General features: G+C 48.3%; 21 protein-coding genes. 15 read left to right on the top strand and 6 right to left on the bottom strand.

The window, feature by feature from the left end; all coding sequences use genetic code 11:
- Positions 1-26 precede the first annotated feature (26 nt).
- From PSHG_RS15030 to PSHG_RS14980, 10 genes are all read left to right on the top strand, one after another.
- Positions 27-2,096, top strand: coding sequence for a bifunctional rhamnulose-1-phosphate aldolase/short-chain dehydrogenase (locus PSHG_RS15030; protein ID WP_010274189.1), 2,070 nt, complete (start codon positions 27-29; stop codon positions 2,094-2,096).
- Between the two features lie 32 nt (positions 2,097-2,128).
- Positions 2,129-3,349, top strand: coding sequence for an L-rhamnose isomerase (rhaI, locus tag PSHG_RS15025; protein ID WP_010274187.1), 1,221 nt, complete (start codon positions 2,129-2,131; stop codon positions 3,347-3,349).
- Positions 3,346-4,821 (top strand): rhamnulokinase, encoded by a 1,476-nt coding sequence (locus PSHG_RS15020; RefSeq protein ID WP_010274185.1) that lies wholly within the window; start codon positions 3,346-3,348, stop codon positions 4,819-4,821. Before rhaI ends, PSHG_RS15020 begins: the two co-directional genes overlap by 4 nt.
- Before the next feature lie 80 nt (positions 4,822-4,901).
- The gene (locus PSHG_RS15010) at positions 4,902-5,660 is read left to right on the top strand and encodes a DeoR/GlpR family DNA-binding transcription regulator (RefSeq protein ID WP_010274184.1); all 759 of its coding nucleotides are present in this window, start codon (positions 4,902-4,904) and stop codon (positions 5,658-5,660) included.
- A gap of 271 nt (positions 5,661-5,931) precedes the next feature.
- The gene (locus tag PSHG_RS15005) at positions 5,932-6,978 is read left to right on the top strand and encodes a type I glyceraldehyde-3-phosphate dehydrogenase (protein WP_010274181.1); all 1,047 of its coding nucleotides are present in this window, start codon (positions 5,932-5,934) and stop codon (positions 6,976-6,978) included.
- A gap of 2 nt (positions 6,979-6,980) precedes the next feature.
- Entirely contained in the window at positions 6,981-7,172 is a 192-nt protein-coding gene (locus PSHG_RS27745) for a GapA-binding peptide SR1P (protein ID WP_010274179.1), read from the top strand.
- A gap of 45 nt (positions 7,173-7,217) precedes the next feature.
- Complete coding sequence (gene glpX / locus PSHG_RS14995; RefSeq protein ID WP_010274177.1) at positions 7,218-8,276, top strand: class II fructose-bisphosphatase; 1,059 nt, start codon at positions 7,218-7,220, stop codon at positions 8,274-8,276.
- 162 nt (positions 8,277-8,438) lie between these two features.
- Positions 8,439-9,707 carry a WD40/YVTN/BNR-like repeat-containing protein gene (locus PSHG_RS14990; RefSeq protein WP_010274175.1) on the top strand — a complete coding sequence of 423 codons (1,269 nt, stop codon included), beginning with the start codon at positions 8,439-8,441 and terminating at the stop codon, positions 9,705-9,707.
- A 298-nt stretch (positions 9,708-10,005) separates the two neighbouring features.
- Positions 10,006-10,836, top strand: coding sequence for a nucleotidyltransferase domain-containing protein (locus PSHG_RS14985; RefSeq protein WP_010274173.1), 831 nt, complete (start codon positions 10,006-10,008; stop codon positions 10,834-10,836).
- 180 nt (positions 10,837-11,016) lie between these two features.
- Positions 11,017-11,907, top strand: a complete 891-nt coding sequence (locus PSHG_RS14980; RefSeq protein ID WP_010274170.1) for an ROK family protein — start codon at positions 11,017-11,019, stop codon at positions 11,905-11,907.
- Between the two features lie 148 nt (positions 11,908-12,055).
- Here PSHG_RS14980 and PSHG_RS31535 read toward each other — a convergent pair whose 3' ends face one another.
- Together PSHG_RS31535 and PSHG_RS27740 are read right to left on the bottom strand one after the other, a co-directional pair.
- Entirely contained in the window at positions 12,056-12,436 is a 381-nt protein-coding gene (locus PSHG_RS31535; RefSeq protein ID WP_010274167.1) for a WGxxGxxG-CTERM domain-containing protein, read from the bottom strand.
- Between the two features lie 1,321 nt (positions 12,437-13,757).
- Entirely contained in the window at positions 13,758-14,714 is a 957-nt protein-coding gene (locus PSHG_RS27740; RefSeq protein ID WP_010274165.1) for a glycerophosphodiester phosphodiesterase, read from the bottom strand.
- Between the two features lie 235 nt (positions 14,715-14,949).
- On the opposite strand from PSHG_RS27740, the gene PSHG_RS14965 reads away from it, so the two are divergent.
- Entirely contained in the window at positions 14,950-15,453 is a 504-nt protein-coding gene (locus PSHG_RS14965) for an immunoglobulin-like domain-containing protein (protein ID WP_010274162.1), read from the top strand.
- Between the two features lie 108 nt (positions 15,454-15,561).
- Here the strand turns inward: PSHG_RS14965 and PSHG_RS14960 are convergent, their stop codons facing one another.
- A complete protein-coding gene (locus PSHG_RS14960; RefSeq protein WP_052310071.1) occupies positions 15,562-16,782 on the bottom strand; it encodes an MFS transporter in 1,221 nt (406 codons plus the stop codon).
- 378 nt (positions 16,783-17,160) lie between these two features.
- Here PSHG_RS14960 and PSHG_RS14955 point away from each other — a divergent pair, with 378 nt between their 5' ends.
- Both PSHG_RS14955 and PSHG_RS27735 read left to right on the top strand, forming a co-directional pair.
- Positions 17,161-17,766: a hypothetical protein gene (locus PSHG_RS14955; protein ID WP_010274158.1), complete on the top strand. Its 606-nt coding sequence runs from the start codon at positions 17,161-17,163 to the stop codon at positions 17,764-17,766.
- 147 nt (positions 17,767-17,913) lie between these two features.
- Complete coding sequence (locus PSHG_RS27735; protein ID WP_010274156.1) at positions 17,914-18,975, top strand: lactonase family protein; 1,062 nt, start codon at positions 17,914-17,916, stop codon at positions 18,973-18,975.
- 75 nt (positions 18,976-19,050) lie between these two features.
- On the opposite strand, the gene PSHG_RS14945 is transcribed toward PSHG_RS27735, so the two are convergent.
- Positions 19,051-20,418 (bottom strand): UTP--glucose-1-phosphate uridylyltransferase, encoded by a 1,368-nt coding sequence (locus PSHG_RS14945; RefSeq protein WP_010274155.1) that lies wholly within the window; start codon positions 20,416-20,418, stop codon positions 19,051-19,053.
- Between the two features lie 479 nt (positions 20,419-20,897).
- Between PSHG_RS14945 and PSHG_RS14940 the strand changes: the two genes are divergently transcribed.
- Positions 20,898-21,611 (top strand): cytochrome c biogenesis CcdA family protein, encoded by a 714-nt coding sequence (locus tag PSHG_RS14940; RefSeq protein WP_010274154.1) that lies wholly within the window; start codon positions 20,898-20,900, stop codon positions 21,609-21,611.
- A gap of 8 nt (positions 21,612-21,619) precedes the next feature.
- Here the strand turns inward: PSHG_RS14940 and PSHG_RS14935 are convergent, their stop codons facing one another.
- Positions 21,620-22,408: an alpha/beta hydrolase gene (locus PSHG_RS14935; protein WP_010274153.1), complete on the bottom strand. Its 789-nt coding sequence runs from the start codon at positions 22,406-22,408 to the stop codon at positions 21,620-21,622.
- A gap of 292 nt (positions 22,409-22,700) precedes the next feature.
- The gene (locus PSHG_RS14930) at positions 22,701-23,555 is read right to left on the bottom strand and encodes a polysaccharide deacetylase family protein (protein WP_010274152.1); all 855 of its coding nucleotides are present in this window, start codon (positions 23,553-23,555) and stop codon (positions 22,701-22,703) included.
- A gap of 356 nt (positions 23,556-23,911) precedes the next feature.
- Here PSHG_RS14930 and PSHG_RS31730 point away from each other — a divergent pair, with 356 nt between their 5' ends.
- Complete coding sequence (locus PSHG_RS31730) at positions 23,912-24,685, top strand: CAP domain-containing protein (protein WP_010274151.1); 774 nt, start codon at positions 23,912-23,914, stop codon at positions 24,683-24,685.
- Positions 24,686-25,452 lie beyond the last annotated feature (767 nt).

Raw genomic sequence — 25,452 nt, 5'->3', positions numbered from 1 at the left:
AGGCGGAGAAAAAGGAGTTGGCAGGAATGGTACAGAACTTATGGAACAATTCCAACACTGCTGCGCTTGCAGATGATCTGGACAGCTTAGTGTATCGCTCGAATTTGATTGGTTCGGATCCCGCAGTTTGCAACTGGGGAGGAGGCAATACGTCCAGCAAAACGACGGTCAGGGATTTTCGCGGACGCGAAGTGGAAGTGATGTTTGTAAAAGGAAGCGGTTCCAATCTGGCAACAATGACAAGGGAGCAGTTTACCGGTTTGCGGCTGGATGATGTGCGGCCGTTAATGGAAAAGGATGAAATGCCGGACGAGGAAATGGTTGCTTATTTGGCCCACTGCATGATTGACGCCAGGCACCCGAGGTCTTCGATCGAAACTCTTCTGCATGCCTTCTTGCCATTTAAGCATGTGGACCATACCCATCCCGATGCGATCATCAGCATTTGCTGCGCGCACAATGGCAGGGAGATAGCACAGAAAATTTACGGAGACCGGTTCGTATGGGTCCCTTACGTTCGTCCCGGCTTTGCTCTATCCAAAATGATTGCCGAAGCGGTTAAGGGAAATCCTGCAGCCGAGCTGGTATTGATGGAGAAGCATGGCCTGGTCACCTGGGGAGAGACGTCGGAGGCCTGCTACAATCAAACGATTAGCATCATACAGGAGGCTGAAGCGTACATTGCATCCCGAATGGAAGATGCCCCGTTCGGAGGCGAGCTGTACCAGCCTCTGTCTGCACAGAAGCGGCGCGAGCTGGCGGCAGAAATCATGCCGGTGATCCGGGGCGAAGTTAGTGATGAGAAGCGAATGATTCTGACATTTGATGATCAGCCGGACGTATTGGAGTTTGTTTGCGGACGTGAGTCGAGAGAATTGTCGCAAATCGGCGCAGCCTGTCCCGATCATTTGGTGCATACGAAGGTAGTGCCATTGTTCATTAACTGGAATCCGGCTGAGGAACAGGACTTCGAGCAGCTGAAGCAGCAGCTCATTCAAGGGCTGCGACATTATAAGGAACAGTATAAAAGCTATTTTGAGCGCTATCGCAAAGATGGTGATAAGCGTTTCGAGGCGGCGCCAAGGGTCATTCTCATTCCGGGAGTAGGCATGATCACCACTGGAAAGAGCCGGGCGATGGCGAACGTAAGCGCTATGCTCTACCACCGTGCTATTGCGGTGATGAAAGGGGCGACCGCTGTAGGGCGTTTCGTCTCTCTCAGCGAGGAGGAATCCTTCCACGTCGAGTACTGGCCGCTCGAGCTTTACAAGCTTAGTCTTGCTCCGCCGGAAAGCGAGTTTTCAAGACAAGTGGCATTGATTACCGGCGGGGCAGGAGGCATTGGCGGCGCGGCAGCACGCCGGTTGGTGGCAGAAGGGGCTCATGTTGTGCTCGCAGATTTGAATCTGGAAGGCGCTGAGCAGGTCGCTCGTGAGCTCAACAATCAATTCGGGGAAAACCGTGCCTTGGCCGTGAAGGTTGATGTTACGGATGAAGAGGCTGTAAGGAGCGCTTATTTGCAGGCGGCTCTCCATTATGGGGGAGTTGATATTATCGTCAACAATGCGGGACTGGCGACCTCAAGCCCGTTTGCCGACACAAGTCTTCAGGAATGGAGGCTTAACATCGATGTTCTCGGAACCGGTTATTTTCTGGTCGCGAGGGAAGGGTTCCGGCAGATGAAGGAGCAGGGCATAGGAGGGAGTATGGTATTCATCGGCTCCAAAAATTCTGTCTATGCGGGCAAGAACGCTGCCGCTTACAGCTCGGCTAAAGCTCTGGAAGCGCATCTCGCCCGGTGCATAGCTGCGGAAGGCGGGGAATATGGCATCCGCGTGAACACGATCCTGCCTGATGCAATTCTCCAGGGATCGGCCATCTGGAACGGTCGCTGGAGGCAAGAGCGGGCCGAAGCGTACGGAATTCATCCGGATGAACTGGAGGAGTACTACCGGCAGCGCACAACCTTGCTGGTCAATATTTTTCCTCAGGATATTGCTGAAGGTATCGCTTTTTTTGCATCAAGCAAAGCGTCCAAGACGACAGGCTGTATGCTGACCATTGACGGCGGAGTTCCGGCGGCATTTACCCGTTAGTTACTATTAATCATGATCAGGAGGGCGTTACGATGTCAGATCGCGCTTATGCATTGTTCGAAGAGCAGCAGCAGGCTAGAGGCATTGATTTGGCTTTTGTCAAAAAAAGCTTGTCGGAGTTGAAAATTGAAACTCCTTCTTGGGGATACGGCAATTCCGGAACCCGTTTCAAGGTGTTTAAGCAAACCGGTGTTCCGCGGAATCCGTTCGAGAAGTTCGAGGATGCGGCACAGGTGCATCAACTGACCGGATTGTGCCCATCCGTAGCCATTCACATTCCTTGGGATAAAGTCGAGGATTACAGTAAGCTCAGAAGCCACGCCGAGAGCCTGGGGCTTACGATCGGAGCGGTTAATCCTAATTTGTTTCAGGAAGAGGAATACATGCTGGGCAGTGTAACCCATACGGATCCCGCCATACGCCGCAAGGCTATTGATCATCTGCTGGAATGTGTGGAGATCGCCAGGCTGACCGGATCGCGAGACATTAGTCTATGGCTGGCTGATGGCACCAACTATCCCGGTCAGGGGCATCTGCGCAAGCGCAAGGCCTGGATGCTGGAGGCTTTTGAAGAAGTGTACAAAGCGTTGGATCCGTCGATGCGCATGCTTATTGAATATAAATTTTTTGAGCCGGCCTTCTATCATACAGATCTGGCAGACTGGGGAATGGCCTACAATTATGCGCTCAAGCTGGGTTCGCAGGCACAGGTTCTGGTTGATACGGGGCACCATCCGCAAGGAACCAATATTGAGCATATTGTCGCCCTCCTCATTGACGAGCAAAAGCTCGGCGGGTTTCATTTCAACAGCCGCAAATACGCTGATGATGACTTAATTGTCGGTTCGGTGAATCCTTATGAGCTGTTCCTTATTTTTTACCAAATCCAGCTGGCTGCCGCGGAGGGGAATGATGCACTTCGGGATACTGTCAATTCGATAGCTTATATGATTGATCAATCCCACAATATTGAGCCCAAGATCCCGGCCATGCTTCGCTCCGTATTGAATGTGCAGACACAGTATGCGAAGGCGTTGTTAATCCATCATGATGAAGTCCGGCAGGCCCAGGAAAAAGGGGATGTGCTTGGCGCTGAAGATGCGGTCCGCCGTGCTTTCGAGTTCGATGTCACTCCACTCCTGCATGCTGTCCGGGAAGAACAGGGACTCCCCCGCGATCCGATGAAAGCTTACCTGGAAAGCGGGTATGCGGATAGAATCGCGGCGAGAGGCAAGGACGGTGTCAGCTGGTGAGCGTGCTTGCCTTTGATCTTGGGGCCAGCAGCGGCAGAGCAATCCTTGGCCGTTTGACTGACCGGCAGATGGAAATTGAAGAAATTCACCGTTTTCCTAACGATCCGGTTCATGCGGGAGGGCGGCTCTATTGGGATATTCTGCGCCTTTACCATGAGATTAAGCAGGGACTGTTAAAGGTCAAGCATCAGGGGATTACGCTTAATAGTATGGCGATAGATTCGTGGGCCGTTGATTTTGGCTTTATCGCTAAAAACGGCGAGCTGCTCGGGAATCCGTATCATTATCGGGATTCGCATACGGCTGGCATCATGAGCGAGCTGTTCAAAAAAATTCCGGAAGCGGAGCTGTTCTCTAGAACAGGGATACAGCTTCTCCCTTTTAACACCATCTTCCAGCTCTATGCGCTGCATAAGGCAAATTCTCCTCTTCTTGCTGCCGCGGATCGGCTGCTGATGATCCCCGAGCTCTTGCGTTATTATTTAACAGGAGAGATGGCGGGGGAGTTTACAAACGCCACAACGACTCAGCTGTTTCATCCTACGCTAAAGCGCTGGGACGATACCATCATTAGCAAGCTTGGCTTTTCGCCCGGTTGGTTCGGCTCTGTGGTTCAGCCGGGAACAGCAGTAGGGCAGCTCCATTCCCGTCTTCAACATGAGCTTGGCATCGCAGGCATTCCCGTGGTAGCCGCAGGCGAGCATGATACTGCTTCCGCTGTTGCTGCGGTGCCGGCTTCTAAGCGTCCTTTCGCCTACCTCAGCTGCGGTACTTGGTCTTTAATGGGAACGGAGGTGGAGCAGCCGGTTATTCACGAATTGGCGCGCAAGCTAAAGTTCAGTAATGAGGGGGGAGTCTGCGGAACTTTCCGTTTGCTTAAGAACATTATGGGGTTATGGATACTGCAGGAATGCCGGAGGCAATGGATGCAGGAAGGCCGCGCTTACAGTTTTCCGGAGCTGCTGCAAATGGCTGAGCAAGCCCCTGCTTTTGCCGCCTATATAGACCCCGATGATGAACGATTTTTGCCGCAGGGCAATATGCCGGAACGGATCAGGGAGTACTGCTTGCAGACCGGCCAGTCCCCTCCTCAGGAGCCCGAAGGCATCGTCAGGTGCATTTTAGAAAGTCTTGCGTTAAAATACCGGTATGTGCTGAATCAGACCGAGCAGCTGTCTGGCCAAGCCTTTGACGGGCTGCATATGGTGGGCGGCGGTATTCAAAATCAGCTTCTGTGCCAATGGACAGCTAATGCGATCGGCAGACCGGTATGGGCTGGACCAGCGGAAGGTAGCGCGATAGGAAATTTGGCTGTGCAATGGATTTCACAGGGAGAATTAGCGGACATATGGGAAGCCAGGAAGGTTATCGGAGACTCATTTCCGGTAATCATCTATGAACCCGGAAGCCTGGAAATGTGGAGGCACGCCTATGGAAGCTTTTTGCAAAAGACTGGGCTTAAGGAAAGCTGATCCCGGTGCCGGGCAGCTTTGGAATACGGAGGAGCAGAAGCTCGAAAGCAGATATCATAAACGGCGGAAAGAGGTTGGCTATGCTGGTTGCTGAACGTTTGGACAAAATCGTAGCGCTGGTCAATGAAAAAGGAAGCATCCGGGTAACAGAGCTCAGCAAGTTATGCGAGGTCACTGAGGAAACGATCCGCCGCGACCTGGACCGGCTGGAGCGGGAAGGCAAATTGCAGCGTTCTCATGGTGGGGCCGTCAGCATTAAGGAGCAGAACCGGGAAACTCCTTACTTTATCAGGGAAGTGATGAATACCGAGGAGAAAAGGCAAATCGCAGAAGCGGCCATCCGGCTTATTGAGCCGGGGGAGAGGATTCTTCTTGATGCCAGTACAACGGCGTGGTATATGGCGTCTATCCTGCCTGATATCCCACTTACCGTATTGACCAACTCGATCCGGGTAGCGACAGAGCTTAGTATGAAAGAGAAGATAGAGGTGGTATCCACAGGCGGGACTTTAGCGAGCCGTTCGATGTCATTTGTCGGACCGTTAGCGGAAAGCTCGTTGGAGGTTTATCATGTGGACAAATTATTTTTATCTGCCAAGGGTGTTCATCTGACAAGAGGAATCAGTGAATCAACTGAACTGCAGGCGAGAATCAAGCAAAAGATGATTCAAGCCGCGGAACGGGTCATTTTGCTGGCAGACTCAAGCAAATTCGGGATTCAGGCTTTTACCCGTGTAGCACTGCTTGAAGAGGTGGACGAGGTCGTGACGGATCGAAACATTAGCGCGGAAATTTTGGAACAGCTGCAGGCATTGGAATGCAAGGTTACGCTGGTTTAAATTACAAATACGAGGGTGCGCTAGAAACCTTAATCAGGGTATAAATTCGGTTATGTGCCGAATTTATACCTTTTTTATTGTTGGATGAATCCATTTCCTGCAACAGGATTACCTTCTACGAAAAGAATTCAGTTTAGTATAAATCGTCATTATTCTTCTATATCATGATTAGAAAAATAATATATGTTTAAATAGTGTGATATATATTGTGTATTATTTTTATTTAATGTACAATATATGTGAAATTAATGGAAAAAGGATGTGTTTTATAGTGTTGGGAGATGGGGTTGGAGTAGGGATCAACGGACTTGGCCGAATTGGTCGATTGCTTTTGCGAAAAGCATTTGAAATGAATACCGGGCAGCAGGTTCAGGCCCCGCGGATTACAGCCATAAATTCTGTGCATCCGCTGGACACCATCGTACATCTGCTCAAATATGACACGATTCACGGTCCATGGAATGCTCAGGTCAAGGCAGACGGGAACGACCTGCTGATCATTAACGGACAGCCGGTTAGAGTCACCTATGAACGGCAGCCTAACCGTATACCTTGGAAAAGTCTGGGTGTGCAAATCGTTATAGATGCTTCCGGAAAATTCACGGACCGCAGCGGGGCTTCGCAGCATTTGCAGGCAGGAGCGCATAAAGTTATCGTTACCGCACCGGGCAAACAGCTGGATTTCACAGCGGTGATGGGCGTCAATGATCATTTGTATGACCCGAAGCAGCATCAGCTTTTATCCACTGCTTCATGTACCACCAACTGCGCAGCGCCTCTTCTGTATGTGCTGGACACGGCATTTGGGATTGAAGAAGGCTGGGTTACTTCCGTTCATGCTTACACAAGCGATCAAAGGGCTCTGGATAACCCTCACGCTGATCTGCGCCGGGCACGTGCCTGTACTCACTCTATCGTTCCGACATCAACCGGCATCGGCAAAGCACTCTCAGCGGTGCTCCCGCATCTATCCAAGAAAATCCGCGGGCTCTCCTTACGAGTACCTGTACAGAATGTGTCTATTGCGGATATTACCTTAACTCTTCGGTCCGCTCCTTCCGCAGAAGAGGTGCGGACCGTCTTTCAGACCTCACCGCTCTACAACCGCTATATTAGCTGGTGTGATGAGCCATTGGTTTCAACAGATTTTACCGGGAATTCATTCTCCGCCATTATCGACGGACTTTCTCTGGCAAGTGACGGAAGACAGCTAAAATTGCTGGCTTGGTATGACAATGAATGGGGCTATGCATGCCGGGTGCTGGATATGCTGCAGCAAGTATGCCATCCGCTCCAAACTTCTACAAAGGTGGGGTAGATATGGAGAAAATGAATGGTTCCATGCCGCTGCTAGGAAGTATACACTGCCAGTACTGCGGCGAATTGATCGGCACTTTGGATACGGAGAAGGTCACTGTCTACTACAGCGTCTGCTCCGGCGCTTCATGCAAACCGGGGAATTCCGCGCAGCAAGCCGGCAGCGGAGTGGCCTTGAACCAGGAGGACTGCTAGTCCTATTACCAGACATTCAGAGCATTTTGAGGAAGGAGCCAGCTTATGGAAAGAGAGCTAGCATTGGAAATTGTTCGGGTGACGGAAGCCGCAGCTCTGGCTTCTGCCCCTTGGATGGGAAGGGGCAAAAAGGAGGAAGCCGATGAAGCGGCTACTTCCGCCATGAGGGAAATGTTTCATTCCGTCAGCATTCGTGGAGAAGTGGTGATTGGCGAGGGAGAAATGGATGAGGCCCCCATGCTGTATATTGGAGAAAAGGTCGGCACGGGTGAAGGCCCTGAAGTGGATGTCGCTGTCGATCCGCTTGAAGGAACGGAAATTGTGGCCAAAGGCTTGAATAATGCGCTTTCCGTCATCGCGATAGCGCCGAAAGGGAATTTGCTTAATGCCCCCGATGTATATATGGAGAAATTAGCAGCCGGTCCTGCGCTTAAAGGAAAGCTTAGTCTGGATGATCCTGTGGAAGTTACGCTGTTGAAAGCATCGGAGGCTTTGAACAAGGCGGTCTCCGATCTGACTGTCATGATTCTGGAAAGGGAACGTCATAATGAGCTCATTAACGCTCTGCGGAATATCGGGGTGAGAATCAAGTTTATTCCCGCCGGAGATGTCGCCGGAGCTATTGCCCCTGCCTTTCCTGAGTCCGGTATCGACTTGTATATGGGTTCAGGAGGAGCGCCTGAAGGGGTGCTGGCCGCAGCTGCTTTGACCTGTTTAGGAGGAGATTTCCAAGGCAGGCTGCTGCCCGAAACCGATGAACAGCTGGAGCGCTGCGCGCAAATGGGTATCCGCCATCCGCATGCGCTGCTGCAGCTGGAGGATCTTGTCGGGCAAGGGGATGTGATTTTCGCGGCAACCGGAATCGCGTCCGGCGAGTTTCTTAAAGGTGTGCGCTATTTGCCGGGACAAAGAGCGGAGACCCATTCCATGGTCATGCGGGCGAAATCCGGCACGATCCGGTTTGTGCAGGCTCAGCACTTGCTGCCTAACAAATCATATTTGCAGAGCCGGACATCGCCAGGTTCCCGGTCTTTAAGCGATAGCAGCAAGGGAGATAGCTCTCTAATACATCTTGAAAATAGGGGTGCGCGAGGGGTGGGCTGATCGTTTTCCCTATCATTAAGACTACGAGGATTACTGCATGTTTTTCATACGGAATCTTGAAAAAAATAGGATGCTTCTAGCTTCTTATCTGCTAAATGGTGTTAAATAGAGAGATATACTACAAAGAGATACGCTGCCAAGCGGATAGGAGTGGAAGTCGCTATGAACCAACGTACAATTCAAAAAGCAGCTGCAGCCGTTTTGTCCGCATTTCTTTTAACTGCATGTCAGGACAGCGGTTTTTCTTTAGGGTCAGAGGTGAACGCGACCACTCCCGTTGCAGATGTTTATAGCCCGGCTCCCCAGCAAGACATACCTGTATTCACCATCACCTCACCTTCGCCAGATGCGGGTATCCCGCAAGTTGAGACATTATCGCCAGCGCGGGTCGTGGATTTCCAAATGCTGGATGATCGGACGGGGTTCGCCTGGAGTGATGCGAATGAAGGACTGTCTGTTTACCGTACAGAGGATGGCGGTGAAAATTGGCTTTCCATTACTCCTGCGCCCAAGGCTAGAGGGGTGGGGCTGCCCAGCATGCAATTTCTGGACTCCCGGCATGGATGGGCGGCCATTAGCACGGAGGCGCAGCAGATTCATATCTGGTACACCAAAGACGGCGGGGATACGTGGGGACATACAGAGCTTGCAAGCTCCGGGTATCCTGCCGCTCTTTCCTTTGTTACACCGGAAATTGGCTGGCTGATTTCGGTTTATGACGTTGCAATGGGCAAGTCTGGCAAGCTGCTGCACAAAACGGAGAATGGGGGAATAGATTGGGAACTGATTTCGTTATCCCCGTATGAAGGGGATGCAGTGGGAAGAATTCCTGCAGAGCTGCCGCTTCATGGTCATGTTGTCGATATGTTTTTTCAAGATAGGCAGACCGGGTGGTTGAGCGTAACCGGCCCGGCTCCTATCCCCCAGCTTTACCGGAGCCTGGATGGAGGCGTGACCTGGAGCGCGGCTCTGCTGGAGTTTCCCGAAGAGCTTCCGCAGACGGACATCACCATTGATCAGGGCCCCGTTTTTGCATCCGGAATGGATCGTACGGACGGCTGGATTAGAACGCGAAGGACGGATGGCATGCAGGTTCTTTATGATTTTTTCCGTTCCACGGATAACGGGGAAACCTGGACATTTGTACCAGCCGGCTTTGATCATTCTTTAATTTTTTTGGACAAGGATACGGGCTGGGGTGTAAAAGATGACGTATTGCATAAAACAAATAATGGCGGGCTGAGCTGGACAGCTATTCCCGCTTCGGGACTGAGCGGGCTGCTGGATCAATACGAGGTGCCGGTAAGGCTGCAGATGGCTGCTGATGATAGAGGCTGGCTGTTATTGGGGCAGGGCGGAGGAGGAGATTCCGGGCTATTTCGAACCGAAGATGGGGGAAGCTCTTGGGAAATCCTCGCCATAACGGATTAGTCAGATACGTTGAGATCGATTTCAAGCCATAGTATACTAACATTATTAGAAGTATGCGGGAGCCATTCATGCGGACCTGTCCATAGGGGTTTGGAGGAGATATCGGTTCATCTGTATGACTAGAACTTGCCGGCAGAGGAATTCTGTTTGCAGCTACTGCAAATGGAGACATCCCTTAATCCAAAACGTGAATGGAGGCTGCCTTTGACGACGAAGGTAACCTCCTTTTCTGTATTCGGTTCCCAATGGATAAACAGGTTGTTAGAGATCTGAGACTAGGGGTAAGGGAGGGATCAACTTGATACCTGCGGACGTAACCAAAATTATGAAGAGGCTGGGAGATGAATTATATAAAAAGCTGGACAGCCAGCTGATCGCCATCTATTTGTACGGCTCCACTGTCCTTGATGCTTATGTGCCGGGCAAAAGCGATATAGATTTTATCGTCGTTTTGAAGCAATCAGCATCAGAGGCTGATTATCAGGCGATTCGCGAGGCGCACGAAGAGGTTGAACGGCAAATTCCCGGGTTTACGATCATGGGAGCGTATCTGTCCGAAGAAGATTTAGGTAAATCCGATCATGAGATTTCTCGGTTCCCTACGTATTACAACAAACAGCTGCATGGGGACGGGCGTGGTGCGGATATAAATCCGGTAACCTGGTGGCTGCTTCTTCACTACGGTGTGTGCGTATACGGTCAAGCGGTTCCTCTTCAATACGATATCTCTAAGGAGAAATTAAGCGGTTATGTATTATCCAATATGAACACCTATTGGGTTAACTGGATTCACCGCTTGCAGGCGAAGCAGCAGGAAGCGAGCCGTCATTTGGCAGCAGCGCTGGACGAGCGCGAGCTGGACGAAACGGTGGAATGGTGTGTGCTGGGAATGCTAAGGCAGTACTATACTTTGAGAGAAGGAGCCGTTACGAGTAAATTAGGGGCCGCTGAATATGGGCTGAAGGTTGCGCCTAAGGCTTGGCATGGTTTGATTAGGGAAGCAGCTGCAATAAAAAACAAAGAGCCTCAGCGTTTTTATTCCCATTCTTCATCCAGACTTCAAGATTTAATTGAACTGCTTCAATGGATTCATGCAGAAAGCAACCAGGTAACGGTAACGGGACAATAGCTTCTGTGGCCCATATGCTCAGCTGCAGACACGGAGCTTGCTGCATGATCGCCGGTTAGTTACCCGTTAAATTAACAACCATTCCGGTTTTTATTGCTTGTCTCTGCTCTGCGGTCAGGTATATAGTAAGAGGATGATTCTTTAAATGTTCAAGCAGGAGATTAGGAAGGAGCAGGACACATGACGACGACATTACTCGGTGCTGTTGAAGCCGGCGGTACCAAATTTGTATGCGGAGTCGGTACAGCTGATGGAAAGGTGCTGGATCGTACGCAGTTTCCCACCACGACCCCTGAAGAAACGATCCAACAGGTAGAGGCTTATTTTGCCAAGCATGAAATACAAGCTCTGGGGGTTGGCTCTTTTGGCCCGATAGACCCCGTTAAAAATAGCCCTACTTACGGTTATATAACCAGTACTCCCAAACAGCAATGGGGGGATTACAATTTTCTTGGCAGACTTAAACAAAGCTTTCAGGTGCCGATCGGATTTGACACAGACGTTAATGTAGCAGCATTAGGCGAATGGACTTTCGGTGCGGCTCAAGGAACAGACAGCTGTGTATACATTACAATCGGAACCGGATTCGGCGGAGGGGCTGTCATTGCCGGTGAATTGCTGCACGGTCTGTCTCATCCGGAAATGGGTCATATGCTTGTTCGCCGGCATCCGCAGGATAGCTTTGCGGGTCTTTGCCCGTTTCACGGTGATTGCCTGGAAGGGCTGGCCTCCGGCCCGGCTTTGCAGCAAAGATGGGGCAAGCCGGCAAATGAATTGCCGAAGGATTCAATAGCCTGGGATATCGAGGCCTATTATTTGGCCCAGTCGCTGGCTGCTATTATTCTAATCCTGTCTCCGCAAAAAATTATTTTAGGCGGAGGAGTAATGAAGCAGGAGCAGCTGTTTCCGTTAATTCACAAGCAGCTGCAGCAGCTTCTTAATGGTTATGTTCGGCATGAGGCCATTCTGAAGAGCCCGGAGCATTATATAGTACCTCCCGGTCTAGGTGATAACGCAGGCTTATGCGGGGCTCTGGCTTTGGCTCAGCAAACCCTTTTACAATCTAATTAATCCGCAGCCGTTATCCACATTACCATTTAATCTGGAAACAAGGGGCTGTCCAGTCGTCAGTTTGTCACTGACAATTTGGACAGCCCCTTACGCGTTCTCCAAGCAAAAATCCATGATAAAGTGCTAAGTAAGGACTTGCTGACAAGCCTTATTTTTCCGGCTCGGAATTGCGGTTACGGCCCATAAGTCCGGCCAATCCGACTAATCCAAGCAGCCCTAACCAGCTCCAGTTATCATTGTTATTTGCCGCGTTAGCCCGGTAATTGAAACCTGTGTCGGCGCGGCCAGCCGTTGTCGCTCTTCCATCATTGCGGTTGTTGCCCGCATTAGGAGTCACTTGGTTCATGTTGTTGGTTCTAAGATTGTCATTCATCATAGTTCCGCGGTTATCATGAACAGCTGGACTTTGAAGGGTAGCATTATTCCCGTTTTGAACAGTTGGGCTGGCTGCTGGTTGTTGTGCATTGGCTGTAAAAGAGAACATAACCAAAGCAATTGCGGCCAGGCAAGAGAGGGTCCACTTCTTCATTGTTTATCACCTCCTGTTGATTTGTAGTTTGCGCCTTTCCTGTCAATCTCATTACAGGATAAAATGGAAAATCGGGGCTATCCGAAAAGTGGCAGTTCAGGCCGATAACTAAAAAGCAAATCCGAAGAATGCTGTAATATCAACATTGTTGGATTTTTAATTTCGGTGTGCTTGAAAATGAAATGTATGCGGAAAACCGCGTACATTCGCTGCAGCTGCGGGCCTCGAGGCGAATTGTATGTGGAAAACCGCATACATTCGCCGTAGCTGCGGGCCTCGAGGCGAATTATATGCGAAAGTGTATGCGAAAACCGTCATGCCATTGAATTCTCAGGCAGAACTCCAGCATGAAAATAGCCAAGGTTGGCGGGGTTCGCCGGCTGTTCGGGCTTGTTGCCTGCGTTTGTACGAAATGTCGTACAAATTCATGCGGTTGAAGTGCGATTACCGGAGGTTTGAATGAAACATCGTACAAATTCAGGGGATTGAGGTGCGATTACCCAAGATTTGTATGAAACATCGTACAAATTCAGGGGATTAAGGTACGAATGCCCGAGATTTGTATGACGAATCGTATAAATGCAGGGCTTTAAGCTATTAAGGAGCTGCAGCCAGTGTTTCAGATGAAATTTCGTAACAAGTTATGTAATTAAGATCGATTAACTCAAGATTGCTCATCATGCGGGGCGAGGCGTTTTATTTTCACAGAAAAATCGCATACAATCGCCGCTATAGCGGATCGCGAGGCGAATTGGGGCTGTCAAGAAAATCAGCGTTGACTGACCGCTGGACGCCCCATTTTCATTGAATTTAAAAAAGTTGGACGGAAAACATTATGTTTTTCCGCCCAACTTTTTATTTTGGGGACTTTCTGGACAGCCCCGTTATAGGAGCCAGCCGTGCTGAGATTAAATTGATTGATTAACGGCGAGGACGGCCTTTCATGCTGGAGGGAGATACCATACCGCCCATTTCATCACGGCAGCTGTAAGTGTAAACATGCTGAGGCACGGGGACACAATGGTGCCGATTAACGATTTCAACGGGATGGACAACTGGCACCACTTGCGGGTGATAAAAATCTCTATACACAACAGTAGGTGAAGTAACTACAGGAGACACTTTTGGACAATAAGGATTACAGGACATTTTGAATATCAACTCCTTCCGTTTTTCTGGTACAGTATACGGGCAAGATGTCTAGAGTGATTGTACATTAGCCTTGATTCCATAAAAAACCCCCGCGAATGTCGCGGGGGCATGTTCACTAATAAGCTGATTTCTCCTGAACAAGCTCATAACAGCTTGCCCAGAGCCTTGTTTAAAAGGATGGCTGTACCTCCACCTTGGACAGCCATTCCGGTTGATCCGTAATGAAGGTAGTAACACCCAAAGCAACCAAACGATCCCGGGTTTCGGGAGAATTAACAGTCCAGGCGGCAATCCCCACTCCCCGCTGCAGAGCCAGCTCCACAATTCTGGGTTCCTCCAATAATACCATAAAGCTTGCGTGGATCATCGCATGACCATCCTCTGCTGCAGAATTTAACGCTTTATTGCAGCTTTTGGAGGAGTCGCAAATAAAGCCAATGAGTGCTTCCGTTGTGTGCTCTCTTACCAGTTTAAGGTCTTTTCCCGAGAAGGAAGAGAAAACCATTCTTTTCTCCCAGCCCTTCTTTTTGGCGGATTCTACAATGGCTTGAATATCCTGGGGATTGCGATAATCTTTAATTTCGGTATACACAATCGGGTTGCGGTAAGGAAGCATAGCATCTAATGCCTCGCCAAAGGTAGGTATAGCCGTTCCGGTATAATCCCCATTACGAAACCAAGAGCCGGCATCCAGTGCTTTCAAATCATTCAGTTTTTTGAACCTTACGAAGCCACTTCCATTAGTAGTGCGCTTGAGTGTATGATCATGAAAGACGATAGCATAGCCGTCGCCAGTCATTTGCACATCAATCTCCACTCCATGGGCTCCGTGCTGAAAAGCCTTGACAATGGCCGGAATCGTATTTTCCGGTGCTGCCGCGGAATAGCCGCGATGAGCGATATAAGTAATATCGGTTTGCGCCTCCGGTGGAGTGGGGGCGGTGCCGGTAACGTGTCTGAGCTGGCTAACCTGCATCCGGTTAAAACCCATCTGCCCCGAAAGGAGTGCACGATCAGCCTCGGCCCATGTGACAGCAGGCTGATAACCGTAACTGTTTCCTTGATAAATAGTAAGTGTCAATAAACTGAAAAGAATAAATATGCTTATGTTGCGGATACGTTTCAAAGCCTTCTGTAACCTCTTTCTGTGCGAAAATTAACAATAGGGCAGACCATTAAAGCTTGTCCAATGTCTTCCAAATGTTATACGCGAATAACAACCCATTTGTTGCGCTCTACATGAATAGGAAAGGGAAATATAGGTTTTGTTATTTTTATAGTTATTATTCTGCAGAAACAATGGAAAAATAGTACCAAGTGGATGTGTGGTCAAAAGGAATTTAAAATCAGGAGACGAGCTTATGATAATAGTTATGGCTGCATTGGCTTGGACTTTAGTGCTCCAGCCAGCGCCGGCAGAGTTAGCAGAAACGAACAAGATGCCCTTAAATCAGTTATTAGGGCGCAGCCTGTTTTCCCTACACAATTGGTCTGAGGAAGCTGAGGTTGAAGGGACTGAGAAGCCAATGCTGGAAATGAGCACCGACAAGAATCAATATACCGGCAGTGATTCGCTTACTCTGATTATTAAAAATCCGGGAAACGATGTTTTTTTCTTTGGCTATCCTTATGAAATCGAAAGGCGGCTAAACGGGGAATGGAGAAAAGTTCCGCCCAAAGAGGAGCAATTTTTTATTATGGTAGCCATTTATTTGAAGCCAGGGGAAGTTTGGAAGCAGGACATTATTCTGGATGGTCTGGAGGATGGAATTTACCGGATTGTCAAACAAGTGAACAATGAGACAAGGGACTCCAAGCATACGTTATATGCTGAATTTGAGGTGAAAAATCAGGCTGTAGAATAAATCTTGTACGTGATTTGAAACGAAAAAAACCTTTTTCGTATTAGCATTGTCAGATGCAGGAAAAAGGTTTTTTTATATTTAAGGCAACCAAATGCGAGTTTAATTCGTTTATGATAATGCAGAGAGCTTGCTGCGCCCGGGAACAATAGCGAACAGAGCCAATAAGCTTCCAACAGCAGCGACACAGGCAAAAGTATAGAACAGGGCAGAGGGCTGGCTCATTAATACGGAGGCAACCGGAGGTCCTGCGGCAACGCCTATAAATCTCATACTGCTGTAAAGAGAGGTAATGGTTCCGCGTTTTTCCTTGCTGATCCCTTCCGTAATTAGGGCATCTAAACTGGGCAGGGCAATTCCAATGCCGATTCCGCTGACAAACATGAGGAAAAATAATTGGGAAATAGTCATAGCGGGAAATAATCCGCAGTATAACATAGCTGCAGCCAGTAACGTTATGCCGCTAAAGGTTACCCATTTCATAATGACTTTATTCTCTCCAATTTTTTTTCCGGTTAAATAGGAAGATAGGCATAAAGCCGCTAGCGGAATAGCAAGCAGCGCTCCTTTGACCACTCCGTCGATATGGTAAGCTGTTTCCAGGACGGAGGAAAGGTAAAACAAAAAACCGAAAATAACAAACATACTGAAACCGCCGATAACAAAAATAGCTGTGAGCCAACCGGCTTCGCGTTTGAAAGTATATTTTAAGCTGGAAATAAAACGGCCGAGTTCCAGTGGTTTTTTCTCTTTTTTCTTAGGAATTTTGACAAGCCAGCTGACGGCTGCAATAGCAATGATACAAAATACGGGAATAACCAGGAAAGGCAAAAACCAGACAAAGGCAGCCAGCAAAGAGCCCAAAATGGGACTTAACACCTTGCCGAACGTATTGGAGGTTTCAATAATGCCAAGCCCTGTGCTGACATCCTTTTCTCTACGAAACATATCACCGACTAATGGAAGAACGATCGGGCTTGCACCAGCCGCACCGATCCCCGATAACAATCGTCCACTAAGGATAAGCGGATAAGCCGATTCCTTGAAAAACCATGCGCCAACGCCGGATAATGCGCCGCCCGCTGCGGCCAGGATCAGGCTGGGAAGGATGATTCTTTTTCGGCCAAAACGATCGGATAGATACCCGGCGATAGGGATGAACACTATGGCTACACCCGCGTACGCCGTGATGATTAGACTGGCTTGAACCGAGGAGATGCCGAGTTCCCTCTCCATAACAGGCAGGATCGGAATTAGCATGGAATTGCTAAGTGTCATAATTAGGGGTATGGAAGCCACCGCGACCAGGTCCCACTTTTTACCTTGTTCCACATTTGTCGCTCCTTTGTCAATAAAAAGACATGGCACCATAACAGAAAACCATGTCGGAACCATGTCTCTGGCTGTCCAGTTGACGCTGTGCATCCTTACTTAGAGTATGGCAGACTCCTTCGGTTTTTATTCTGGAAGGGGCCGGAAGCCAATACAAAGTCTTACCATTCTCTGAATGAAAGTTTAATTTTTCTTTAAATCTGTACACAATTTGCTTACAAGCCATTACAATAGATGAGCAGGAAGAGGATAGGATTACCCCGACTTAAGTCCAGAACAATTCCAGCCGCTGGACTATGTTATTAACTTGAACCTATTTAATATAATTCAGTTATAGAGTAAGAACAGGCAATAATAATTGTGATGTAGGTGGTTACTATGTTGAATGAGAAGAAGATTTATATTTTATTTACAGATACGGGCACGCTGCTTTCCAGAGCGATTGGGCTGTACACAAAATCTGCTCTAAATCATTCTTCTATTGCGTTTGACAAAAATTTAAGTACAATTTACAGCTTCGGACGCAAAGATCCCAGCAATCCGTGGATAGGCGGTTTTGTTAAAGAGAGTCTGTACGGCAGCTTGATCAGGCAGGGGCAGAATCAGACGCAATGCGCGATTTACAGCTGCTCTGTCAGTGAAGACCAGTACTCTCTTATTCTTGGGGAAGTACAGCGTGTTGAGCGTGAACAGCATAAATACCGGTATAACTTCCTTGGCTTGCTGGGAGTTGCATTGAAAACACGGATTAAACGGAAAAAAGCCTACTTTTGCACGCAATTCGTCACTTCCGTGTTTCAGGCAGGTGGAATCAATCTTGTTTCCAAGACACCCTGTATGACTACGCCAGTAGATTTGGAGAATTCTCCGCTGCTGCAGCTCGTATATCGTGGAGACTTAAGGGAATACGCGAACAGCCGCTTAACACCGTCCAGTACATTAAAAGTTATGGATATGAAAGGCGATACGATTCTCCCCGCGTAATTCCTCCTTGGTTTTCCTCCTCCGATCAGCACCTTGGTGAACACCCTTATCAGTTTTTTAATTTCAAGACTTGTCTGCATGTCTCGTCTTATGGGAAAATACTTCCAGAGCCTACAACAGCGTTGTAGAGAGGAAGGGGTTATGATAATGGAACCGACCATTAGTGATGGATGGCATGTATTTGCAGGTTCGTATGGAAGCGGGGGAGAAGAACGATTGACTCGGCTTATCCTTGACAAAAGCTCGGGCATGCTTAAGCGTGTTGCAGGGATAAGCGGGATCGACAATCCTTCCTATGCGGCATTGAATCCGGAGCAAACTCGACTCTATGTCGTTAGTGAGACTGCTGAGCCTAGCTGCAGTCTGCATGCCTATGCATTAAATGAAGATGGATCATTTGCATATTTGAATAAGCAGCCGACTTCGGGCGCTATCCCTTGTTATGTAAGTCTATATAGTGATCTTAAGCTGCTGCTGGTAGCTAACTATACAGGGGGGAGTATTGCCGCATATCCTATGCTGGATGATGGCAGAATAGGCGCAATGGCCGATTTCCACGATCATCGCCAACTGGCTGCCGCCGGCAGCAAGCAGCAGCCTCATCCTCATTGCATTGTAATGGACCCCGGCAAACAATTCGTATTTGTTGCCGATCTTGGGCTGGATCAGATTGTAGTGTATAAGCTCAACCCGGAACGTAATCAACTAGTCAGACACGGAGGAACCTCCCTCGAACCGGGAGCAGGTCCGCGGCATTTGCTGTTTAACAAGGAAGGGGACCGCCTCTATGTTATTAATGAATTGAATTCCACGATTACGGTACTTGCTTACGATGGCCAGGGCCAGCTGGAAGTGCTGCAATCGATCACGACACTGCCGGAATCGTTCACCGGGCAAAATTATTGCGCGGACTTGCATCTCTCTCCGGACGGCCAATATTTATACGGCTCCAACCGCGGCCATGACAGCCTGGCTGTTTACCAGGTCATGCCTTCAGACGGCAGGCTGGAACTGATTGAAATTATAGCAACCGGAGGCCGCTTTCCAAGAAACTTTGCTCTTTCCCCGGACGGCCGCTGGCTGTTGGCAGCTAATCAAGAGAGCAACACAGTTACGACATTTCAAATTGATGCATCCAGTGGTCGCTTGACTCCAACAGACCATTCGTTCGAAATCGTCAAGCCGGTATTTCTTAAGATTGTGGAATAGCAAACAAGGTGCCCTAGCGTCAAGCGACAGCGTGAGGCACCTTATTTTTTTAGAGATAGCTTAACAACTTTAGAATCAGACCACTCTAGACGCTAGGATAGAGCGGATGACTTCAGAATCCAATCCTTCACCCGCATAAGACAGAAGAGGTGAAATTTCAACGGGCTGATGCTCGATTAATTCCCTGGATACACCCGCTGCAAGCAGCCATTTGCGATGAAGATGATACAGCATCTCTCTGGCCGTATCCGGACTGTCCTGTCCTTCTTTATTCTTTACAGGGGCGAACTCATCCTCACGCTCCACCTCTAACAAAGCCATTCGCTCCATTAAAGGGAAGCAGTCGAAAATAAACTTCTCGAATTTATACCCGTTAGGCTGCTCCGGTACGACTTTGTCGCCTTTCGCATCCACCGTACGGATTTTTTTGTTGGCTGCATGAAAAGGCATTGGGTAAGCAGCCGCTTTTTCCACAAAATTCACATGGAATAAATGCATGGAAATATTGGCGTAAGGAAAAAGCCACTGACCCTTATCATCAGCCGCGAGCATCAGCTCTTCCGGAATATCGGAATATTCCGCTACTGCAGGACGGCCGTTCTGCATACAGAGTATGCCAACCCGCTCCCGGGCATGAGATTTACGGACTACTTTACTGGCGGATTGTAAACCAGAAGCAGCAGCATACCCGATAAAAGCCGGATCCGCAATGCGGACGATAGCATTATCTACATTATAATAAAACAGCCATTCAACGCCTTCCTGTTTCATTTGATCCAGTATGCCATTGCGCTTTAAAGCAGGGAAACAGTCCCCGTTGCCGCTCGGTGCCATAACGATTTCGTCTTTGCGGGCCAGCAGCACCTTTCCCTTGTCGTCAATTGCCGGGAATACACCCTGTTCAAAAAAATAAATAGAATTTTCATCATAGCCAAAGTAATGGTGTTCAGCAAAAAAACTTCTAGTTTCCGCGTCATTTTCGGGACTGGTCATTATATACCACGGAATGTTCTTCTGTGCTTTGCCCGACAAATTAATCAGACGCTCTGCCTGAAGTTGAAACAAAGATTTGCGTGAAGGCAGGCCGATATCAAAAGTACCTTTAGGTCCCGGATGACCAAGCCGTGTTCCTTGACCGCCGGCAACGACCAATACAGCGGCCTTGCCTTGCTTTAGCAGCGACCATCCCAATTGTTCAAGCTCCGCCTGTCTGGACTTATCGAATTCTGTCCACTTCTCAGCGGAGATCGGCTCGATGCTATCGGGCTTTTCTTTCTTACCCGCTTTGCCGGATAGCTGCTGAAGCAAATCAAAATCGATCGAATCGATCTGCTGCAACAGCTTCTCCCGGGAATCATCGGATAGCGAAGGCCAAAAGGCGAGGAGATGCTCCTGGCCGTAGGCTTGAAGTTTATTTCTAACTTCATTTAATTTTGTTTGCAATAATATTCCCTCCTGAAAAAACTACCCTGACTTGCTGCACTTAGAAACGGCAGTCTCTTTTGAGAAGGCGGTTTCTGTTTCATCGGTTTGTACTAGTAGCTGATAGGTCCTCTGAAGGCCATTATCCCTATCATATAAAATTTTGCGAAAAAAAGAAAACAACTAATCTCGATTGTATCTCTTTTCCACCTGGACTGCCATCTATTTCCTGCGCTTATCGTATTTCTGTGCGGACTGCTCTTAAAATGTTCTAATAACATAAGTTGTATTCAACAAGGGGACATTTTGATACTCTTTAAGCATGCTGCCCAAATCCCGTGTCACCCTTTGAGTTTGAAAAGATGGATTTGCTCGCTTTGTTCTAGAAATGTTCATAATAAGATAAGCTAGGATAGAGTGAAGAGTGCGGAAATCCATTACAATAGAAAATAGCTGGAAAGAAAACTTGAATAATATCGTCAATGAAATGGGTGAAGATAATGAATGCTGCGGACTTAAGTATATGGCTTGTATTTGGAGCAGGAGTTCTGTCTTTCATATCTCCATGCTGTCTGCCTTTATATCCGTCCTATCTGTCATACATTACGGGAGTATCCGTAAAAGACCTGCAAGAGGGAAGAGGAATGTTCCAGCAGCGGGCAATGCTTCATACCGCGTTTTTTATGCTGGGCTTCTCGATTATCTTCATCGCCCTTGGATGGTCGCTAAGTCTCGTAGGCTCCTTGTTTGCCAATTATCAAACTTTGATCAGACAGCTGGGGGGCGTATTGGTGGCCTTAATGGGGCTGGTTATGATGGGGATTTTTAAACCTAAAATGCTCCTTAAGGATCTCCGCTTCTCACTGCCCAGCAAACCGGTCGGCTACACGGGTTCGGTATTGGTAGGCATGACCTATGCTGCAGGCTGGACTCCTTGTGTAGGGCCTATACTTGGAGCGGTACTGGCTATGGCTGTCAGTAATCCGGATCAGGCGCTGTTGTATACCGTTTCTTATACCTTGGGCTTTGCGGTGCCTTTTTTCGTAATGGCCTTTTTCATTGGCAGAACCAAATGGATTATTAAATATTCCAACCGCATTATGAAAATAGGCGGAGCAGTAATGGTACTGGTCGGCATTCTGCTCTATACGGATAAAATGACGGACATCACCATCTTCTTCATTAATTTGTATGGAGGCTTTATAGGAGTGTAGTCATAAGACTACCTCCCGGCCTCAAGCCAATCCAGCATATACGCGAACACCTCTTGCTTTTCCGGTTCATTAAACAGTTCATGATACAAGCCGGGCCATTCCCTGTAATGCTTGTCCGGGATTTCTAACTTGGCGTACCATTCCCGGCTTGCCTCAGCCTGGACAACAAGATCGTCACCGGCTTGCATAACAAGCAGCGGGATATCAGGAAAGCGGCTGGTTTGCTCCCGGGCAATGGCCATGGCTGAGCTCAGCTCCTTGTACCATCTGACGCTTACTTTTTTGGCATAATACGGGTCATCGGTTACTCTGCGCTGCACTTCTTTACTCCGGCTTACCGCACCAGGTTGAATGCCCGACTTGAATTGAAGACCCGGCAAGCTCCGATTCAACACGGAAACTAGCATTTCCAGCGAACGGGACACTTGGCGGTACAGCTTTAAACAAGGAGAGGACAGAATGATTCCGTTTACTTGCGGGCTGTTTTCCATCGCATAACGGATCGTTACAAGTCCGCCCATGCTATGTCCGAGCAGATATACCGGCCTGTCCTTGTAAGACGCTTGCTGCAGCCAGCGCTCAACTGCTTGGAAATACTGCGCAAAGCTGTTGATATGTCCGCGCTTTCCTGCTGTACGCCCGTAGCCAGGCAGATCTCCTCCATAAACCGAGAACCCTTCCTTATTCAATTGTTCGCATAACCATTCATACCGGGCAAAATGCTCTCCAGCCCCATGTACCAGAACAATAGCCCCCCGAGCATCCTTGATCTCCTTGCAATCGCAAATCACTTCCATGATCTCGGCCCCTTCGTATTCGCTATGTAAAATCTTTCGCCTTATCCGTCATTGCAAACTATCGTCATGGCAAATTATCGTCATTACAAACTATCGTCTCATGGCAAACGTTAGGTCTATCATTAAGTATATCTATCTGAAATTATAGTTGACGGTGTATGGAAAGACAACAAATCGAGGTTTGAAGGCACCTGGCCAGTTAATAAAAATTTAGAAAATCAAGCGGCAACTCGTGATTTGTCCATTGTTTTTGATAATTCCGGCAAAAATTCCGGCGAAACCTCCAGACCGGCTATTTCCGGTCTGGAAGATCCAACAGCTCCGGTATCGTAATCAAATCAATACCGCGGTTTTTAAGCTCGGGGATGAGACGGTCCAAAGCCTCGACCCCTCCGGATAAATCTTGATCCCAATTGCCTCCGCTATGCATAAGAATGATAGCCCCAGGCTTTAAATGACTCTCCATATTGCTTAAAATTTCGTCCGCTCCGATTTCCTTCCAATCCAGTGAATCGACATTCCATCCAATGACCTTGTAATCCTGTCTTCCCAATTCGGCAACGAGCTCATCAGTTAAACCTCCATAGGGAGGCCTAAACAGCTTAGGCTTAAAACCAACCACTTCCTGCAGTGCTTTATCCGTTTCTTCCGCTTCCCATTTGAGGCGGTACAAGCTCTCGTTGTACAGCTGAGGATGCCAATAAGTATGATTGCCGAGTGCATGGCCTTCCTCCACTATGCGTTTAACAACTTCAGGATGTCCTTTGACTCTGGAGCCCATAACGAAAAAGGTTCCGCGTACATTATGCTTTTTCAAGACATCCAGAATTTGTGGAGTGAAACGCTGATCCGGCCCATCGTCAAAGGTGAGGGCGGCCACCGGCTGATCCGAAGGACCCGTCATATAGAGGATATCGGGAAATTTGCGCTGCAGCTGGTAGTTGTCCATGGGCTTGATTTTTCGCACCGCTTTCTCGGAGCCACCGGCCAGCATGTCCAGTGTCCCTCCAGCATGACCTTCGGCATTTAAGCTTGAAGAGCGGGGTCCATCCAGCGATGATTGCTGTTGTGGCGAAGCTGCTTGCCCGCAAGAGCCTAACAGAAGAATGATAGGCAGCAATAGGGAGATGATGGTTTTATTTCGCAAGCTCAGTCCTCCTTATTATTTCAATTTTAAAAAAAGATCGTTTTCTACCCATGTTCATCATTATTTTGTCGAGGCCCTTGAAGTTCATACCTGGCAATGTCTTCATGGCTATAGACCAGAATTTGTCGGCCTATTCGGTTGGTTTGGTTTGGAAGCGTTTCCGAGATTATTTACAGTTTTGCCAAACATTGTGGAGTGATAGAGTTAATAGACCATGTTACAATCTAATAGAATTTCGGCCAAGTAGCAAACAAAGGAAAAAGAAGCGCCCTCCAGGAAACGGCCGGCACTGAGCTTGCGTTTTCTGAGTTCTTTATTCTTTATGTTTCTGGCTATAATAAGGAGGAAAAATCCGAATGAACAAGAAATTCAAGACGATTGCCCTTAGCGGGGTGCTTTTGGCTAGTACGGTTTTTTCGGCAGGTGCTGCATCCGCAGCTCATGGGAAGCAGACCCAATCCTATGAGACTGTACAAGTCTATCACATCAATTTGGATTCACTGCTTCAAGCGAATCCACAAGACTTGCTGGATCGCTTGTATGACCATATAAACAGCAACTTGCCAGAAGGCGAATGGTATATTCCTTGGCTGGAGCAAGTTATTCCAGCTGTGCCAGAGAAGGAGCAGCCAGCCCCTGAACCAGAGCAGCCGGCACCAACGCCAGCACCAGAGAAGGGGCAGCCAGCCCCGGCCCCTGCACCAACACCAACCCCGGCACCTCAACCGCAGCAGCCCGATAATGCTGGCAGTGTAGAAGGAGTTCATGAGCTCGCTCAAGAAGTAGCCAGATTGGTTAATGAAGAAAGAGCTAAAGCCGGTCTTGGTCCGCTGACACTAGATGCTGATCTGTCCAATATGGCACTGGATAAAGCTAAAGATATGTACCACAACAATTATTTCAGTCATAATTCGCCTACGTATGGCTCACCTTTTGATATGATGAATCAATATAATATTCCTTATTCTTATGCCGGTGAGAATATTGCAAAAGGACAACGCACAGCGGAGCAGGTAATGAACGATTGGATGAACAGTGAAGGCCACAAGAAGAATATTCTTGGCCCTAACTTCACTAAAATCGGTGTATCTTACTACAACGATGTGTGGGTTCAGGAGTTTACTGGTTAAGCACTGATAGTTTATTTTTAACCTCATAGTAAACAAAGGGGCTATCCACTAAGTCCCCAAAATAAAAAGTTGGGCGGAAAAACGTTACTAATGTTTTCCGTCCAACTTTTTTTGTGCTGCTGATTTTGCAGGAAAGCAGCGAGGCGGGTGCCTGCCACTTTCAAGCGGGCCAATGTCACGGTTCCTACACAACGTTATACCTTGTCCAGCCCTCATAAGGAGAACGCCGGAACGACAGGTAGCCCTTGAGGTAACCGAGCATCCGGACGGACTCTAGCCTCATACCGGGAATTACCTGAAAAAAGTTGATGCAATACCTCTGAATCTGCGTTAATCTGATATTGAGCCATTTCTCATAATCTCCTCTCTGAATGTAGGTCGGAAACTTCATTCTAACCGAGGATTATGGGGATGGCTCCTATCCATTTCAGGAAATCCTTTTTACACAATTATACGGACTCAACTGACCAATCTCGGGGAATCGCGCCTCAATCCCATAACTTGCTACGAAATTTCGTCTGAAACACTGGCTGCAGATGGCTGCAGGCCCTTAATAGCTTAAAGACCTTGCATTTGTACGATTTGTCATACAAATCTCGGGCAATCGCACTCCAATCCCATGCTTTTGTACGATTTGTCATACAAATTTTGGGTAATTGCCTTCAATCCCCTGTATTTGTACGACGTTTCATACAAATCTCCGGTATTCGCACTTTAACCCCATGCATTTGTACGACATTTCGTACAAAGTGCAGGCAACAAGCCCT

Origin of the sequence: Paenibacillus senegalensis JC66, from assembly GCF_000285515.1 — a bacterium.
Taxonomy (GTDB): Bacteria; Bacillota; Bacilli; order Paenibacillales; family NBRC-103111; genus Paenibacillus_L; species Paenibacillus_L senegalensis.
This window is presented reverse-complemented; position numbering and strand designations above follow the sequence as displayed.